The organism is Kitasatospora sp. NPDC056651 (genome assembly GCF_042792155.1).
GTDB lineage: Bacteria > Actinomycetota > Actinomycetes > Streptomycetales > Streptomycetaceae > Kitasatospora.
The window spans coordinates 1-14812 of record NZ_JBHTWX010000156.1; the positions used below are offsets into that span (position 1 = coordinate 1).

At 72.4% G+C, this 14812-nt stretch carries 14 protein-coding genes; 6 read left to right on the plus strand and 8 right to left on the minus strand.

Features of this window, described 5'->3' with window-relative positions; all coding sequences use genetic code 11:
- Positions 1–42 precede the first annotated feature (42 nt).
- Positions 43–987 carry an SMP-30/gluconolactonase/LRE family protein gene (locus tag ACFRAR_RS36190; RefSeq protein WP_380704225.1) on the minus strand — a complete coding sequence of 315 codons (945 nt, stop codon included), beginning with the start codon at positions 985–987 and terminating at the stop codon, positions 43–45.
- A 107-nt stretch (positions 988–1094) separates the two neighbouring features.
- Between ACFRAR_RS36190 and ACFRAR_RS36195 the strand changes: the two genes are divergently transcribed.
- Positions 1095–1556 (plus strand): Lrp/AsnC family transcriptional regulator, encoded by a 462-nt coding sequence (locus ACFRAR_RS36195; RefSeq protein ID WP_380704227.1) that lies wholly within the window; start codon positions 1095–1097, stop codon positions 1554–1556.
- 179 nt (positions 1557–1735) lie between these two features.
- Positions 1736–3250 carry an IPT/TIG domain-containing protein gene (locus tag ACFRAR_RS36200; protein WP_380704229.1) on the plus strand — a complete coding sequence of 505 codons (1515 nt, stop codon included), beginning with the start codon at positions 1736–1738 and terminating at the stop codon, positions 3248–3250.
- Positions 3251–3346: 96 nt separating this feature from the next.
- On the opposite strand, the gene ACFRAR_RS36205 is transcribed toward ACFRAR_RS36200, so the two are convergent.
- Complete coding sequence (locus ACFRAR_RS36205; RefSeq protein ID WP_380704251.1) at positions 3347–4876, minus strand: alpha/beta hydrolase family protein; 1530 nt, start codon at positions 4874–4876, stop codon at positions 3347–3349.
- Positions 4877–5159: 283 nt separating this feature from the next.
- Between ACFRAR_RS36205 and ACFRAR_RS36210 the strand changes: the two genes are divergently transcribed.
- From ACFRAR_RS36210 to ACFRAR_RS36220, 3 genes are read left to right on the plus strand one after another with little or no spacing between them, the layout of a single operon-like run.
- Positions 5160–6395, plus strand: a complete 1236-nt coding sequence (locus ACFRAR_RS36210; protein ID WP_380704231.1) for a sensor histidine kinase — start codon at positions 5160–5162, stop codon at positions 6393–6395.
- Entirely contained in the window at positions 6392–7108 is a 717-nt protein-coding gene (locus ACFRAR_RS36215; protein ID WP_380704233.1) for a response regulator, read from the plus strand. Before ACFRAR_RS36210 ends, ACFRAR_RS36215 begins: the two co-directional genes overlap by 4 nt.
- A gap of 16 nt (positions 7109–7124) precedes the next feature.
- Positions 7125–7388: a hypothetical protein gene (locus ACFRAR_RS36220; RefSeq protein ID WP_380704235.1), complete on the plus strand. Its 264-nt coding sequence runs from the start codon at positions 7125–7127 to the stop codon at positions 7386–7388.
- 200 nt (positions 7389–7588) lie between these two features.
- On the opposite strand, the gene ACFRAR_RS36225 is transcribed toward ACFRAR_RS36220, so the two are convergent.
- The 4 genes from ACFRAR_RS36225 to ACFRAR_RS36240 form a co-directional block, all read right to left on the minus strand.
- Positions 7589–8005: a hypothetical protein gene (locus tag ACFRAR_RS36225; protein ID WP_380704237.1), complete on the minus strand. Its 417-nt coding sequence runs from the start codon at positions 8003–8005 to the stop codon at positions 7589–7591.
- On the minus strand, positions 8002–8586 hold the full coding sequence (locus ACFRAR_RS36230) for a helix-turn-helix transcriptional regulator (RefSeq protein ID WP_380704239.1): 585 nt from the start codon (positions 8584–8586) through the stop codon (positions 8002–8004). Before ACFRAR_RS36230 ends, ACFRAR_RS36225 begins: the two co-directional genes overlap by 4 nt.
- Complete coding sequence (locus tag ACFRAR_RS36235; RefSeq protein ID WP_380704241.1) at positions 8583–9542, minus strand: hypothetical protein; 960 nt, start codon at positions 9540–9542, stop codon at positions 8583–8585. The genes ACFRAR_RS36230 and ACFRAR_RS36235 overlap by 4 nt, the downstream gene beginning before the upstream one ends.
- Positions 9543–10095: 553 nt before the next feature.
- A complete protein-coding gene (locus ACFRAR_RS36240; RefSeq protein ID WP_380704243.1) occupies positions 10096–10677 on the minus strand; it encodes an ATP-binding protein in 582 nt (193 codons plus the stop codon).
- A gap of 216 nt (positions 10678–10893) precedes the next feature.
- Between ACFRAR_RS36240 and ACFRAR_RS36245 the strand changes: the two genes are divergently transcribed.
- The gene (locus ACFRAR_RS36245; RefSeq protein WP_380704245.1) at positions 10894–12150 is read left to right on the plus strand and encodes a helix-turn-helix transcriptional regulator; all 1257 of its coding nucleotides are present in this window, start codon (positions 10894–10896) and stop codon (positions 12148–12150) included.
- Between the two features lie 448 nt (positions 12151–12598).
- Here ACFRAR_RS36245 and ACFRAR_RS36250 read toward each other — a convergent pair whose 3' ends face one another.
- Together ACFRAR_RS36250 and cutA are read right to left on the minus strand one after the other, a co-directional pair.
- Positions 12599–13840 (minus strand): helix-turn-helix domain-containing protein, encoded by a 1242-nt coding sequence (locus ACFRAR_RS36250; protein ID WP_380704247.1) that lies wholly within the window; start codon positions 13838–13840, stop codon positions 12599–12601.
- A 151-nt stretch (positions 13841–13991) separates the two neighbouring features.
- Complete coding sequence (gene cutA / locus ACFRAR_RS36255) at positions 13992–14321, minus strand: divalent-cation tolerance protein CutA (RefSeq protein WP_380704249.1); 330 nt, start codon at positions 14319–14321, stop codon at positions 13992–13994.
- Between the last annotated feature and the right edge of the window lie 491 nt (positions 14322–14812).

Below are 14812 nucleotides of genomic sequence, written 5' to 3' on the forward strand. Positions count from 1 at the left end.
GGCGTACACCGTCGGCGGCCGGCCGGACGGCCGGGGTGCCGGCTACCGCCAGGGCCGGTGCCCCGGTCCGGTCGGGTGGGTGCCGGTGACGCCCATGACCAGCGAGTACAGGCTGGTCTCCGCGGTGATGAAGAGGCGGTTGCGCTTGGCGCCGCCCCAGGCGATGTTGGAGACCGTCTCGGGGACGTCGAGGCGGCCGATCAGGGTGCCGTCGGGGTCGTAGCAGTGCACGCCGTCGTCCATCGCGGCGGCCCAGAGCCGGCCGTCGTGGTCGAAGCGGAGGTTGTCGAAGCGGGCCTTGTCGCGGGCCCCGGCCTCGGTGAAGACTGTGCCCTCGGACAGGGTGCCGTCGTCGCGCACGTCGAATACCCGGATGAAGCCCGCTCGGGTGTCGGAGACGAGCAGCTGTCGCTCGTCGGGGGAGAAGACCAGGCCGTTCGGCGCGCCGAAGCCGTCGGCGACCAGCCGCACTTCGCCGGTGGCCGGGTCGATCCGGTAGACGTTGTTGGCGCCGATCTCGCTCTCGGCGCGGTGTCCCTCGTAGTCGCTGGTGATGCCGAAGTCCGGGTCGGAGAACCAGACCGAGCCGTCGGACTTCACGGCCGCGTCGTTCGGGCTGTTGAGGCGCTTGCCCTGCCACCGGTCGGCCAGCACGGTGAGGGTGCCGTCGTGTTCGGTGCGGGTGACCCGGCGGTTGCCCTGTTCGCAGGTGACCAGGCGGCCCTCGCGGTCGAGGGTGTTGCCGTTGGTGTGCCCGGCGGAGCGGCGGAAGGCGCCGACCGCGCCGGTCTCCTCGTCCCACCGCAGCATCCGGTCGTTGGGGATGTCGCTCCACACCAGCTGGCGCCAGGCGGGCAGGTAGACCGGTCCCTCGGCCCAGCGGCAGCCGGTGAACAGGACCTCCAGCGCGCTGTCGCCGTTCATGCACCGCCCGGTGCGGAACCGGTCGTCGAAGATCTCGTACAGCTCCGGGCGCCCGTCGCTCATGGAGTCCACTCCTCACGAAGACCATCATGTGCCGAATTCTGTTCGGCCTGTGCAGCATGCTGCAAGATGAGATACTGCTCTGGCCAGTCGATTCCGAACGGAGAGTTGTGGATCACATAGATCGCGCGCTGCTGGCCCAGCTCCAGCAGGACGCCACCCAGCCCTACGCCGCGCTCGGCCAGGCCGTCGGCCTGTCCGCCGGCGCCGCCCACGAGCGCGTGCGCAAGCTGCGGGAGCGCGGCGTCATCCGGCGCACCTCCGTCGAGGTGGACCCGGCCGCCGTCGGCAGTGCCGTCCTGGCCTACGTGATGGTCGACTCGACGTCCTGGATGGGGGATTCGGCGCCGGACTTCGCGGCGATCCCCGAGCTCTTGGAGGCGCACGTCATCGCCGGCAGCGCCTCGGTGCTGGTGAAGGTCAGGACCGCGACCACCGAGCAGTTGCAGGACGTGCTGCGCCGGATCTACGCCATCGAGGGGGTCAGCGGGACGCAGGCGACGGTGGTCCTGGAGACCTTCTTCGAGCGGCCGCTCTCACCGATGCCGATGGCCGCCGACGACCGGTCCTGATCGCCCTGCGCCCCGCGCTCCGGTGCCGATGCCGGTGCCGGTGCCTGGTCCGGCCGGGCCGCCTACGCCCGATGGCGTGACGTCCCGGGCCCGGACACATCGCCGAACGCTCGCGGCGGAACCCAGAGGGGACACGACCTCCCCCTCCGAGGGAGGCGATCCGTTCCCAGGGAGCACGCATGCCGACGGAGCAGGGCACACCGACCACGCCGCAGGTGGCCATGACGCTGGCCGCGATCGCGGCGACCGCGGCCACTCCGCGTCCATCGGGCGAGACGGCGGCGCAGCAGCAGAACCGGGCCTTCCTGGGCGTCAACGAGCAGCTGGCCGACTCCTCCCTCGCGACCGGGAACGACTGGAGCCTGCGGTGGCTGGCGCTGAGCCCGGACAACGCGAACATGGCGTACCTGGCCGCGAGCCGTTCCTCCAACGCGTTCGCCGTGGTCCTGCGCGGCACGGTCGCCAACGTCACCGACCTGCTGGAGGACCTCGACGTGGGCACGGTGGTGCCGTTCACCGCCGTCGGCTCGCCCGCCGCCCCGGTGGCCGTCTCCAAGGGCGCGATGGAGGCGTTCAGCCAGGTCGTCACGATGGACGCGGCGGGCGTCACCCTGGTGCAGGCGCTCGCCGGCGCCCTCGCCGGGGCCGCGCCGAACCCCACCGTCCACGTGATCGGTCACAGTCTGGGCGGGTGCATCGCCACCATGGTCGCGCCCTACCTCCGGGCGCTGACCTGGCCGGGCGCCACTCCGGGGTTCGCCCTCTACACCTTCGCCGCCCCCACCGCCGGAGGCCCGGACTTCGCGGCGTACGTCGACTCCCTGAACTGGGTCGCCAACGAGCGCTACTACAACGCCTGGGACCTGGTGCCGCAGGCCTGGACCAGTCTCGACGACGCGAAGAAGTGGTATCCCGATCCGCCCGGCCCGGCGGCGAACGACGACATCAAGGCCGTGATCACGGCGATCGCCGCGCTTCCCGGTCCCCACGGCTACGCCCAGGTGGGCGACGCCAACCCGCTGAACCCGGACTACAAGAGCGACTACGACCCGGTCATGGTCAAGAAGACGCTCCAGGACTTCATGGGCCAGGTCGCCTACCAGCACGCCAACTCCACCTACCTGGGTCTGCTCGGCGCCCCCGACGTGCTGCCCGGCCCGGTGGTGCGGGCCATCACCGGCACCACTGGAAAGGCCGGCAGCGCGGTCGTCATCGCCGGCAGCGGCTTCGGCGCGGGCACGGCGGTCGACTTCGGCGCGGTCCCGTGCCGGAACCCGGCCGTCAGCGGCGACGGCACCGCGATCAGCGTCTACGCGCCTCCCGGCGTCGGCGTCGTCGCCGTGCGGGTCACCACCAACCTGGGCACCTCGCCGGCCGTCCCCCTCGGCCAGTTCGCCTACGGCGGCCCCGCCCCGGTGGTGCTGACCGGCATCGCCCCGGACAGCGGCCGCAAGGGCGACCCCGTCACCATCACCGGCGTCAACTTCGGCTCCGACGCCCAGGTCTTCTTCGGCGACAACCCCTCCCCGTCCGTCCGGGTCGAGCGCACGGGCACGCCCGGCCAGATCGTCGCCACCGCGCCCGCCCCGACCACGGGCCTGGGCAAGCCCAGGACCATCGACGTCACCGTGCTGTCGAACGGCTACTCGTCCCCGACCGGTCCGGCGGCCGAGTTCACCTACAAGGAGCTGTGACGCCCGCTCGCGGAGCGCCGGGCCGGACGGTCGGTGCCGCCCTGGTGCCGCTGGGGCATCGGGGCGGCACCAGGGCGGCACCGGGGCGACGGCCGGTCAGCCGCCCGTGCCGGGGCGGTGGACGGTGAGGCCGCCGAAGGCCGACAGCGCGCCGGCCGGGTCCCCGGCCCTGCCGCGCAGCGCGGCGTCCAGGAAGGCGAGGGTGGCCCCGGCGACGAGGCGCGGGCTCCCGGTGCGGCCCAGGGTGCCGACGATCGAGGGCACCGGCGGCAGGTACAGGGGGCCGTCCATGAAGGTGAGGTGGGCGGCGCCGGGGACGGTCAGCCGGTAGCTCGCCCCGGTGCCGGCGGCGAGCGCCTCGGTGAGGCGGGGCAGGTAGCGCGGGTCGGTCGCCGGGGTGATCGCCTGGGTGAGTGCGAGCACCGGCTGGGCGAGGGCGGGCGAGGCGGGGCCGTGGGGGAAGCCGTCCAGGTCGATGACGGCGCCGAACCGGTGGTCCTGCCGGGCCGCCTGGAGGGCGGCCGCGCCGCCCATGGAGTGGCCGGCCACCGCGGCCCGGCCGGTGTCCAGGCGTCCGGTCAGAGGGTCGGCGCCGGTTCCTTGGCCCGGGCCGTTCCCCTGGTCCAGTCGGTCTCCCCGGTCCAGGCCCTCCAGCCGGGTGAGGACGAAGCGGAGGTCGGCGGCCCGGACCGCCGTCCAGCCGGCCGCCAGTTCCTCGTCCTTGTCCGGGTCGCCGCTGGAGGCGGTCTCGGTGGTGACCGTCCGGCCGTCGGCGAGGACGACGGCGGCGGAGTCGTACGGGTGGTCCAGGGCGGCGACCACGTAGCCGTGGCTGGCCAACTCCTCCGCCCAGGCGGTGTTCTGGGTGCGCACCCCGCCCGACCCGGGGGAGAACAGCACGACGGGGAACCGTCCGCCGCCGTCCTCCACCGGCGCGTCGAAGACCGCGCGGCTGCGGGCCCGCGGGACACCGTCGACCAGGAAGCCGGGCAGCCCGACGCCGCGGGCGAGCGCCTCGGAGACGGTGCGCGCCTCCTGCTCCGTGCGCCCGAGGTACTGGGCCCGCGGCGTACCCGCCGGGCTCCTGCGCGCCGGATACCAGAGCTGGACCACGACCGTGCGCCGGTCGTCCGGATCGGCGGTGAAGGTCTCGGGGCGGTCCGGGTCCGTCCACTGCACCACCCGGGTGCCGACCGCGAACCCGCCCGACGGCTCCGGGAACACCGGCACCGGGAAGGCCCACGCGGCCACCGGACCGGCGGCGATCAGGCCCAGGCAGGCCGCCGACCCCGGCAGCGCCAGCCACCAGCGCGCCCGCCACGCCCGGCGGCCGCCGCGGCGACGCAGCAGGGGAGCGACGGCGAACGGCGACGCGAGGGCGGCTCCCGCCAGCACCGGCAGCAGCTGCCAGCGGATCCCCGCCACGGCGAGGAGCACGAGCGCGGACAGGACGAGAAGAGCCCCCGCCGCGATCGTGACGCGGGGGCGGACGGCGGGCGGCAGCCAGCGCGCCGCCACCAGCGCGACGGCGCCCAGCAGGGCGAGGACTTCCAGGGGGGACAGCTGAGGTCCCGTCATGATCTCGGTCACCCGGCCATGCTCGGCGCCGGGCCCGCGCCGCCGCATCGGCCCCGGGGCGCCGCCGGATGCGACCGGGGTGGCCATCCGCGGAAGGCCCCGTACGACCGGAGTAGCACGCGGGCACGCCGGATCCGCCACCGCGCTGCGACCACGGGAGGCACCGGGACTCCTCCTGCGGTCGTACCCCGGGACGGTGGCATCAGCCGGTGGACTCATGCGCCCCACGGGGCCCGCGGCCTACCGTGGCAGGGCGCGGCGCGTACCCGGTGGTACGCGGTGGCAGCCCCGCCCGGGGCCACCGTGGCGCCCCGACCGACAAGGAGGTGTGATGAGCGAGGCGGTCGCTCAACACCGCGACGCCCAAGGCCTGTTGCGAGTCCCGGCCCGGCTGCGGTGGACGAGGGCGGCCTCCCGGCTGCCGCCCGTGGTGGGGGACTCGCTGCCGGCGGTGCTGCTGCTCCTCAACGTCGTCACCACCCGCACCCCGCACGAGGTGCCGGTGGCCGCCGCCCTCACCGCCGCCCTCACACTGCCCCTGCTGTGGCGCCGCCGCGCCCCGGTCGCGGTGTTCGGCGCCGTCGCCGCCGCGGCCTTCGTCCAGTGGCTGGCGGGCGTCCAACTCCCGGCGGACGTGGCCCTGTTGGTGGCGCTCTACACGGTGGCCGCGCGCACCGGCCGGCGCGGCACGCTCGCCGCCGCCGCCGTCACACAGGCCGGAGTCCTGCTGGCCTGCCTGCGCTGGGCGGCCGACGGCGCGTTCCTGACCCCCTTCGTCGCGGCCACCGCGACGACCGTCGCCGCCGCCGTCCTCGGCGTCAACGTCCGCACCACGCGCGCCTACCTCGCGGCCGTGGAGGAACGCGCCGGCCGCCTGGAACGGGAACAGGAGCAGCAGGCGCGACTGGCCGTCGCCGAGGAACGCACCCGCATCGCCCGGGAGATGCACGACATCGTCACCCACAACTTGTCCGTCATGGTCGCGCTCACCGACGCCGCGCTCTGCACCCAGCACTCGGCGCCCGGCCGGACCACCGCCGCGATGCACCAGGTCTCCGAGACGGGACGCCAGGCCCTGACCGACATGCGGCGCACACTGGGCGTCCTGCGCACCGACGAACCGGACGCCGAGCGCCACCCGCTGCCCGGCATCGCCCAACTGGAGGCCCTCGCCGACCAGATGTGCGCCGCCGGGCTGCCGACCCGCCTCGACGTCCACGGCGGCCACGACCACGTCCCCGCCACCGCACAACTCACCGTCTACCGCCTGGTACAGGAAGCCTTGACCAACACCCTCAAGCACACACCCGCCGGCACCCGCGCGAAGGTCCGGATCCAGTGCTCGGCCGCCGCCGTCACCGTGGACGTCACCGACAACGGCCCCCTCCGTCCGCGCCCCGCCGCCACACCCCCGCCCGGTCACGGCATCCCCGGCCACGGCATCCCTGGCATGCGCGAGCGCTCGGCCGCCTACGGCGGACCGCTGCGGGCCGGACCGCTCCCGGGCGGCGGCTGGGAGGTCCACACCCGGCTGCGTCTCGACGGCGGCGCGGTGGCGTCCGCATGACGATCCGCGTCCTGATCGCCGACGACGAGGCGCTGCTGCGCATGGCCTTCGCCACCGTCCTGGAGGCCCAGCCCGACATCGAACCGGTCGGTGAGGCCGCGGACGGCGCCGAGGCCGTCCGCCTCTCCCGGGAGCTGCGCCCCGACGTCGTCCTCATGGACGTCCGGATGCCGAGGACCGACGGGATCGAGGCCACCCGGCAGGTCGTCGCGGCCTCCCCGCGCACCAAGGTGCTGATCCTCACCACCTTCGACCTGGACGCGTACGCCTTCGCCGGGCTCAACGCCGGGGCCTCGGGCTTCCTGCTGAAGAACATCAGGCCCCAGGAACTCCTCGCCGCGATCCGTGACGTCGCCGCGGGTGACGCGGTGGTCTCCCCGAGGATCACCCGGCGCCTGCTCGACAACCTCCGCCCGCACCTCCCCGCCGGCCGCAGCCCCGAGCACGACGAGCGGCTGGGCCGGCTCAGCGCCCGCGAACGCGAGGTGCTCGTCCAGGTGGGCCGCGGCCTGTCCAACGCCGAGATCGGGGCCGCCCTCCACCTCGCGGAGGCGACCGTGAAGTCCCACCTGGGGCGCGTCCTGCACAAGCTCGAACTCCGCGACCGGATCCAGGCCGTGGTCTTCGCTTACGAGAGCCGCCTCATCCACCCGGCCTGGCCGCGCCGGGACGGTGCCGGGGCCGCTGCCGGCGCTCGTGCTCGACCCGGGTGACACCTTCGTCACCCGGGTGACCACGGAAGCCGTGCTTCGGCGAATGGACGGGGCCGGGCTGACGGTAGTCGCCTCCGCGATGGCAGTCGCCGACGCGAATCACAGCGATTGGATCCGCACCGCAATCGTCGACGTGTTCGGCATCTTCTCCGAGGACCGGGACGAAGCGGTACGGCTGTGTGAGGAGATGCTGCGGGACACCGACGACCGGGTTGCCCTGGGAGCCCGTCAGCTGCACGGCATCCTGGCGGAGATCGACCCCGTTCCTCGCCCCGCGTAGCGCGGGTCATCCCGGCGGGGTGGCGATCTGGGGCTTCGAGGCCGGCGACGCGGCGAGCTTGGAAGCGCAGGTTCGAGCGGGCGGCCTGGAGGGCGTCCGCGTGATCGGTGCCCGGGCACCAGACCTTGGCGATGGCTCCACCCTTGGGCGGGCGCCAGGTGTGGTGGGGGCCGAGTTGGACCGGGGAAGCGCTGAGGGGGTCACAACGGGCCTTCCAACAAGGGGGGTTGGATCGTCTTGGGTGGTGTCGCGGCGTGGATGGCGATCTCGTCCAGGCACACTGTCATGACGCACACCCGGCGTACGCGGTCCAGTGCTGCGAGGTGCTCGCACCGCTTCGACTCCTGGTCGGCTTCGAGGAGTTCATCGGCCAGCATGGCCAGCAGGGTGGGGCGCGGCCCGGCGCCGTCGGTACGGCGCAGCCGGCGGGCGGTGTCCTCCATCACCTCCGCGAGGCGGTCCATGGGCGGGTCGCCGAGCTGCGGGCCGCCGAGTCGGGGGAGTTCCGTCGCGATGCGGCTGAGCGCGTCCTGGGGCAGGAGCGGTACGCCGTCCACGCAGGGCACGCCCGGAAGTTTCCGGGTGGCCCAGAGCTGGAGGAGCTCGAAGTCGGTCATCGGGACTGCCCGGGCGGCAGGGGGTTCGCCGGCCCCGTCGGGCACATGGGGCAGGTGCTGTCCAGGACGCCGGGCACCACCCCGTGCAGACGGAAGACCGCTGCCGGGTTGCTGCGGGTGCCCGTCAGGTAGCGGATCGTCTCCAGGTGCTTCCCGGCCGTGTTGTGCGAGATGGACCTCATGGCGGCGATCTGCTGGTTGGTGCAGCCGTCGACCGAGAGCTGGAGCGTGTGCACGACCGTCTCGGGCAGTTGCTCCTCCAGTTCCGTCCGGGGCGGGAGAAGCAGCTTCATCCGGCAGGCCGTGTCGACCATCTGCACCCAGGTCCGCGCCCGCACCTTCACCCGCAGCGAGTTCAGGTACTCACGCACCCGGTCGGGCGTGACCGCGGCGCCTCCGGAGCGCTCGGGCAGGGAGTTGACGGCGTCCGCGATCTCGATCGCGTTGAGGCCGGTGACCAGGTGGCTCAGTACCAGGGCCTGGTGCCTGCTGACCTTCTCGGCGATGTAGTGGCCGCACCGGAGGACCCGGGGCTCGTGGACGGCCGGCAGCAGGCGCGCACCCGGGCCGGGGGCCGTCACCGCGCTCCCCAGTTCCACGGCGCGGGGAAGGCGCCGCGCAGGCACGCGAGGCGGTGGGCGGCCAGCCGGCGGGCGCGCTTGTCGAGGTGAGCGCGGCGTACCGTGTCCACCACCTCGGTGAGGACGACGGTGTCGCGGACCGTCTGGTAGCCGGGCCAGGCGCCGATGCAGGGGTAGCCCGGGTCCTGGCCGTCCAGGTAGGAGAGGTAGGTGTCGGCGTAGGTCCGGTGGTCCTCGCGGGGGCCGAGGAGCAGTTCGGAGCGCCAGCGGGCGGCAACACGGTCCCACTCCCGGTGGCCGCGCCGCAGCGGGTGGCGCAGCAGGAGGCCGATGTGGACGCCGTCGTCGTGGACGGGGACCATGGCGCGGGTGCCGAAGACGACGGTGTCCGGGGTCGGCCAGTCGAGGTGTGCCCACTCCTCGTGCAGCCGGGCCGCGCGCTCGTGGAGGAAGGCGCGGGCGTGGTCGTCCAGCGGGGCGCGGTCCAGGCCGTCGAGGAGGCCGGCGAAGGGGTCGTGCTCCCGCAGCCATGGGGCGGCCTCGGGGTCGATGCGGTGGGTGAGGGCGGTCACCCATGCGGACAGGGATGTGTCGGTGCTCGGCGGGCCGCACTGGTGCCAGAAGCTGACGGCCTGGCCGTCGGTGGCCGTGATGACGTCCGTGTAGTACGGGGCGGTGGTGGCAACCCGTTGCCGCCGCAGGAACTGCGCACCCCTGACCAGGGCCCAGGCCTCGTCCGCGTTCGGGTGGACGATGGCGACGGAGTTCGAGGCGGGCAGCCGCCAGAGGTGGTTCGGGCTGTCGCTGACCAGCTCGGCCCGTACAGCCCACTGGGTTTTCTTGCCGCTGGTGGTCGCGCAGGCCTGTTTCAGGGCCTCGTAGGAGGCGGCGACCTCTGCTCGGCGGGCCGGGCTGGTGGTCTTGAGCGGATCTCCGGTGCGCATGGCGACGTTCACGGCGCGGTCCTCGGTACGAAGTCGGGTGAGGGAGTCGGGTGAGGGAGTGAAAGGTCCGGGACGCCTTGCTTGGCGGGGTCGTCCCGGACCGGGCGGCCCGGTGCCGGGTGGCACGTGCCGGGACGGGCGGCGGGTCGCGTTCCCTCCGCACTCCGGCGCCCGGTTCGGCCGGGGCTGGGGCGGACGGGGGTGTGCCGTCCACGGCGCGCGGCCTACCCGCCGCCGATTCCCGGCGGCGGGTGGTCTTTTGGGGGTGTGTGGGCCCGGCCCCACGTTCAAGGGCCGGGCCCACACCGGGCGGCGTCGCCAACTTCGTGCCGCCCGGTCGCGGGGCCCTGTACGGGCCCCGCAGGTTGTCCGAGCCGGCAGCCCCTCGGGAGGGGTGAGGTGAGGGGGCGGCTCCGGACGCGGTGAGCATGCGTGCCCCTGGAGGTCGGGCGGTGCTCTTCCGCCACCCGCTCCGGGAGTGGACCGGAGCGGGTGTTCTGGGATCCGGTGGTGGCCTGCGCGAGCGAGTGCGGCAGGCTGCCACCGGAGGTCTACGCGGTGGTGGTCATGCGGGTATTCGGTCGAGCTCCGGACGGCCGGGCGGCAGGGTCCCGACGGCCGGCCGAGGCCGGGACTCCCGCAGGACGGCGGCCGAGCGCAGGGCCGCGACCCGCAGGCCGATCGGCTCGACGGCTGCGGCCGAGGCCGTCGGCTGCGCGGGAGCGGGCAGTTCGAGCTCGACCCAGACCTCCTTGCCGCCATCGGGAAGGTCTTCGATGCCGAACCGGGCCGCGTGGGCCATGACCAGTCGCAGGCCGCGGCCGCAGGTCGCCTCGTCGTCCGCCGTCCGGTACTGCGGTCGCCCGGGCCCCGGGTCGGTCACGGACACCCGCAGTGTCCCGGGGGTATACGTCAGGGAGGCGGTCAGCTGCACGTCCGGCCGGTCGCCGCCGCAGCCGTGCACGATGGCGTTGGCACCGAGCTCGGACAGCACGAGCTCCAGGTCGTCCCGCACGGCGTCCTGCTGCCGGCCGTCAAGGCCCAGCTTGGGCAGGACCGCCTTCGCCCAGCGGCGAAGAGTGCGGATCTGTACGGGCTCGGCGGGGAAAGCGGTGGTGAAGGAGCTTCGAAGGCGGGACGTGGACATCGGCGAACTCCGGGGTGAGGGACCCAATGCGGCCATCGGCCGGTGGGATGAGACCCGTGTGGCTGGAAGCTGCATCCAAGAAGCAGCCGACGACTAGTCAACTGCCGTTCCCGTTTGGGTGGATCGGCCAGGAGGCATGGCTGTTTCTGGGACATGGCTCAGAAATATGGCGAGTATGGACGGAGACGTTCAGCACAAACCCGGGGAGCAGCGAGGATGACCACGCGCGACGACGTCGAGACGATCGGCCCGCTGCTTCGGAGACTGCGGAAAGCCACCAGCCGTACGCAGGAGGAGTTGGCCGGCGATCTGTCGAAACGCCGGAGTCATCCGATGGAGCAGGGGATGGTGTCCCGATGGGAGACCGAGAAGGCCCTGCCTGACCCGACGTCGCAGCAGCTCCTTGCTGCTGAGTTCGACGTGCCGGTAGAGGAACTGCGCAGGGCCGTTGTCGCGGCCCGACGGATCAGGCGGCAGAAGAAGCAGACGGCGAAGGAGCGGGACGTGAATCGTCGGCAGTTCATGGCAGCGGGAGCCGGGATCGCGGTGATACCCGCGATCGACTACCTCGGTTCCGGGCCAAGGCTCGGTCCGGATGTTCCCCGGCAGTTGCGCGTGCGCACCGCACGGCTTCGGCGGCTGGACGACTTCATGGGCGGCGGGGACACCTACGCCATGTACTGCCAGGAGCTGAAAGACACGGTCCGCCTGGTCGATGAGGGCGTCTACACCGAGGCCACCGGGGCGGGCCTGCGGAGTGTCCTTGCCGAGCAGGCCCAGCTCGCCGGGTGGGCGGCGTTCGATGCCGGCCGCTACGGTGAAGCGCGCTCGCACTACCTGACCGCGATGGCCGCAGCTCAGGCTGCTGAGGACAGCTCGCTGGCGGGTAACTCCTACGCCTTCCTCGCCTACCTGGAGTGGGCCACCAACGGCCGCTCCGGGATTGAGTTCGCCACTGCTGCCTGCGAGACGGCCGGCCGTGACGCCTCACCGAGGGTGCGGGCCCTGCTGTGGGACCGTCTGGCCTGGCAGCACGCCACCAGCGGCAACGCCAACGCCACCGGCCGCGCCCTCGCTGCTGCCGAAGAAGCGATCCGAGAGGAAAGCGACCGGCCGGAACCAGACTGGGTGTACTGGGTCGATGCGGACGAAATCGCCATCATGACCGGCCGATGCTGGGCCGAGCTCCACCGGCCGCTGCGAGCGATCCCCGCGCTGGAGTCAGCGCTGTCCCGCTACGACGACACGAGGGCCCGCGACAAGGCGCTCTACCTGTCCTGGCTGGCCTCCGCCTACCTGGACGCGGGAGAAATCGAGCACTCCGTCGCGATCACCGGCAAGGTGCTCGACCTCTCCCACGGGCTCGCCTCGACTCGCCCCGCCGGTCGCTCCCGCATCCTCCTCCACCGACTTCAACAACACCGCCAGCTCTCGCCGGTCGCTGAACTCCTCGAACGCAGCAGGGTGCCCTAACAATCTGTGGGTCGCGTCGCCCGGGTGGTCCAGTCCAGGGAGAGCTGTGGCCCGGACAGGATCGGCAGCGAGACACACCCCCGGGTTGTCGTACGGGTGCCTCGGCGAGCCTCCGGCTTCGACCGGCCGCCGGTAGCCGCGGCCTCGCCGGCCCTCGCGCGCTGTCGACCGTGAACGGGGATCGCTCGTGCGGGGGGCAAGCTGGCACTGTCGGCCCGCGCTGTGGGGTACTGGGTCGGATGCGTACCCCGATTTCCCGGGAGGTGATCAGGGCGTCGAACCTGGTGGTCCAGACGAACAAGCCTGCGCCCGTTGACTCTTCCAGCTCATCAACAACATGCTCGGAGGTGAAGAAGGCCTCTGGCGACCTCTTGAGAATGGCAGCCTGAAGGGGGCGTGCCCCCCAAGAAATCCAATGATGCGTCAATTGTTCGACTGGATTGGGAAGCTACTGGACAAGCTCCATGCTGCGGATGAGGCCCGAGAGGGCGGCAGCCTGTGACGGCACCCCGACCTGGACAAGTTCAGTGACCAGGGCACGGCTCATGGGGTCGGCGTACACGTAGTGCGGAGCCGCACTTGCGGCTTCCTTCAGCTTGATCACGGCTGCCGAGCTCTTGCCCATCCGGTGCATCGCCCGGGCTTCGTCGATCGCGTAGTGCGTGCGCCGCTCCTTCGACGGGATCCGGGAGATGTCGACCTCCGGGACGTAACCGAGTCCGCGGTCCGGCTGGTCGACTTCGACGCCGGCTTCCGCCGCGTGCACAGCCACGACGCCACGTCCGAACACCGTGTGGTTCGCCAGGTCGTACCAGTCGCCACCGAGGCGGTCGGCATCCTCCAGAGCGGCGTTGATGCTGGACCAGGCGTCGTCCTTGCGTCCCGCCCGGGCGTGGGCAATCGAGCACCGCAGTTGCAGGGCCCCGCGGAGGGATACTGCCTCCCGGTCGGGCGCGCCTCTCTCGGCGTAGGGTTCAAGGTCCCGCATCGCGGCTTCGGCAACCGCGACGGTCTCCCGGTTCGAGGCCTGGTGCAGCAGCGCACCGCACCTGTCCCAAGCGACGGCAGCCCGCATCAGCGGGTCGTCAACAGCGGTTGCGGCACTGGCTGCGACTTCCGCAGCCGACCAGGCCAGATCCGGGTAGCCGAGTTGGTTCAGGCACATCCGGGCGGTCCTGGCGGTGTCGATCAACAACCTGAGGGCCTCCTCTCGTTGGTGCCCGGCGTGGGTGAGTACTGCGGTGTTCAGGTCTTCGATCAACGGGGGCAGCAGCGTGGCGACGCTGGGCAGGTTCGCGGCCTGGCGGGCCGCGTTGGCGCGACGGGACTGCCGCTGTAGCTCGGCCAGTTCGACTGGGGCGCCTTGAGGAATGAGTCCGGGGTGTCCGGAGAGAATCAGACCGGCGCGACGGATGCCGGTCCGGATCGCGGGGACGTGCGCGTGGGCGAGGCTTCCCCCGCCGCGCTGGAGTCGGTACGGCTGGCCGAGCAGCCATACGACATCGACATCGCAGCGGTCGGCGATGGCGGTGATCACGCTGTACCGGTCGAGCGGCTGTCGGCCGCTCTCGACGTTCGCCATCCAGGACTCGGCCCGCCCTAGGCAGTCGGCCAGCTCAACTTGCGTCAGCCCAGCCGCATTTCGGGCAATCCTCACGCGTGCGCCAATGTGCTCGCTGTTCAGAGGCATGCTGGTGTTCTCCGTTCTGACCCCACTCAGTCAGGACGGTACTCCGGATACCGCCCCCGTGGAGCGCTTGGGCCGAACGGGGGTACATCCCTTGGCTTCGGCATCGTCGCATGGCCACTGCCTGCCGACTCTGCTGCTCCCACACGGTGTCCTAACCGCCTGCGGGTCGCGTCGCTCGGGTGATCCAGTCCAGGTAGAGCTGTGGCCCGGACAGGATCGGCAGCGAGACCACCTCCGGGTTGTCGTACGGGTGTTCCGCGACGACGTGCCCTTCCAGTTCGGTGACCCGGTCCTCCGTCGTGCGGAAGGCGACCTGCCACTCAGTGCCCTCGCACACCTCTCCGAGGTGTCGATAGGTCGTGGCGACCGGTCCGGTGACCTGCCCTGAAGCAGCCAGACCGGCTTCGACCGCGGAGCGGGACAGCTTGGCAGCAGCGGCTTCGCTGCTGACGGTGGTGATCGTGATCAGGAACTCAGCCATACCCGCGACAGTACTCGGCGCGCCTTCGTCTTCGACCGGCCGCCGGTAGTCGCGGCCTCGCCGACCCTCGCGCGCCGTCGACCGTGAACGGGGATCGCTCGTGCGGGTGACAAGGCGGCTGGTGCTGCTGGCCCTTGTTGTGGGGCACTGGGTGAATGCGTACCAGCAGGACGGCCACCGTAGGGGCCCTGCTCACCCTCCTCACCGCGGTGCCGACGGTCCGGCCCGATCGGCTGCCGACGCCCTCGCGGGCGTCACCAGTTGCCCGACCACCGCTCACGTCACCGCGGCCGAGCTCATTGTCCTCGGCCGTGACCGGCAGATGGACGAGTGGGAGACCGGTGCCCGTGTCCCGCTGGGCTGAAGCGCGGACGTAAAGAAGCCCGCGGGTGGCGGGCGGCCGCCACCCGCGGGGCCGGGCCGTCCGGGCCGGGTCCCCATGTTTAGGAGATGTGGGGGCTGATGCGGGGGGGGGGGCTGAAAGCGTAGAG

What these genes read in the sequence shown, in the direction of transcription:
- ACFRAR_RS36190 (WP_380704225.1), bottom strand. Translation starts at nt 987, where the DNA reads ATGAGCGACGGGCGCCCGGAGCTGTACGAGATCTTCGACGACCGGTTC.
- ACFRAR_RS36200 (WP_380704229.1), top strand. Translation starts at nt 1,736, where the DNA reads ATGCCGACGGAGCAGGGCACACCGACCACGCCGCAGGTGGCCATGACG.
- ACFRAR_RS36205 (WP_380704251.1), bottom strand. Translation starts at nt 4,876, where the DNA reads ATGCGGCGGCGCGGGCCCGGCGCCGAGCATGGCCGGGTGACCGAGATC.
- ACFRAR_RS36210 (WP_380704231.1), top strand. Translation starts at nt 5,160, where the DNA reads ATGAGCGAGGCGGTCGCTCAACACCGCGACGCCCAAGGCCTGTTGCGA.
- ACFRAR_RS36215 (WP_380704233.1), top strand. Translation starts at nt 6,392, where the DNA reads ATGACGATCCGCGTCCTGATCGCCGACGACGAGGCGCTGCTGCGCATG.
- ACFRAR_RS36225 (WP_380704237.1), bottom strand. Translation starts at nt 8,005, where the DNA reads ATGACCGACTTCGAGCTCCTCCAGCTCTGGGCCACCCGGAAACTTCCG.
- ACFRAR_RS36240 (WP_380704243.1), bottom strand. Translation starts at nt 10,677, where the DNA reads ATGTCCACGTCCCGCCTTCGAAGCTCCTTCACCACCGCTTTCCCCGCC.
- ACFRAR_RS36245 (WP_380704245.1), top strand. Translation starts at nt 10,894, where the DNA reads ATGACCACGCGCGACGACGTCGAGACGATCGGCCCGCTGCTTCGGAGA.
- ACFRAR_RS36250 (WP_380704247.1), bottom strand. Translation starts at nt 13,840, where the DNA reads ATGCCTCTGAACAGCGAGCACATTGGCGCACGCGTGAGGATTGCCCGA.
- cutA (WP_380704249.1), bottom strand. Translation starts at nt 14,321, where the DNA reads ATGGCTGAGTTCCTGATCACGATCACCACCGTCAGCAGCGAAGCCGCT.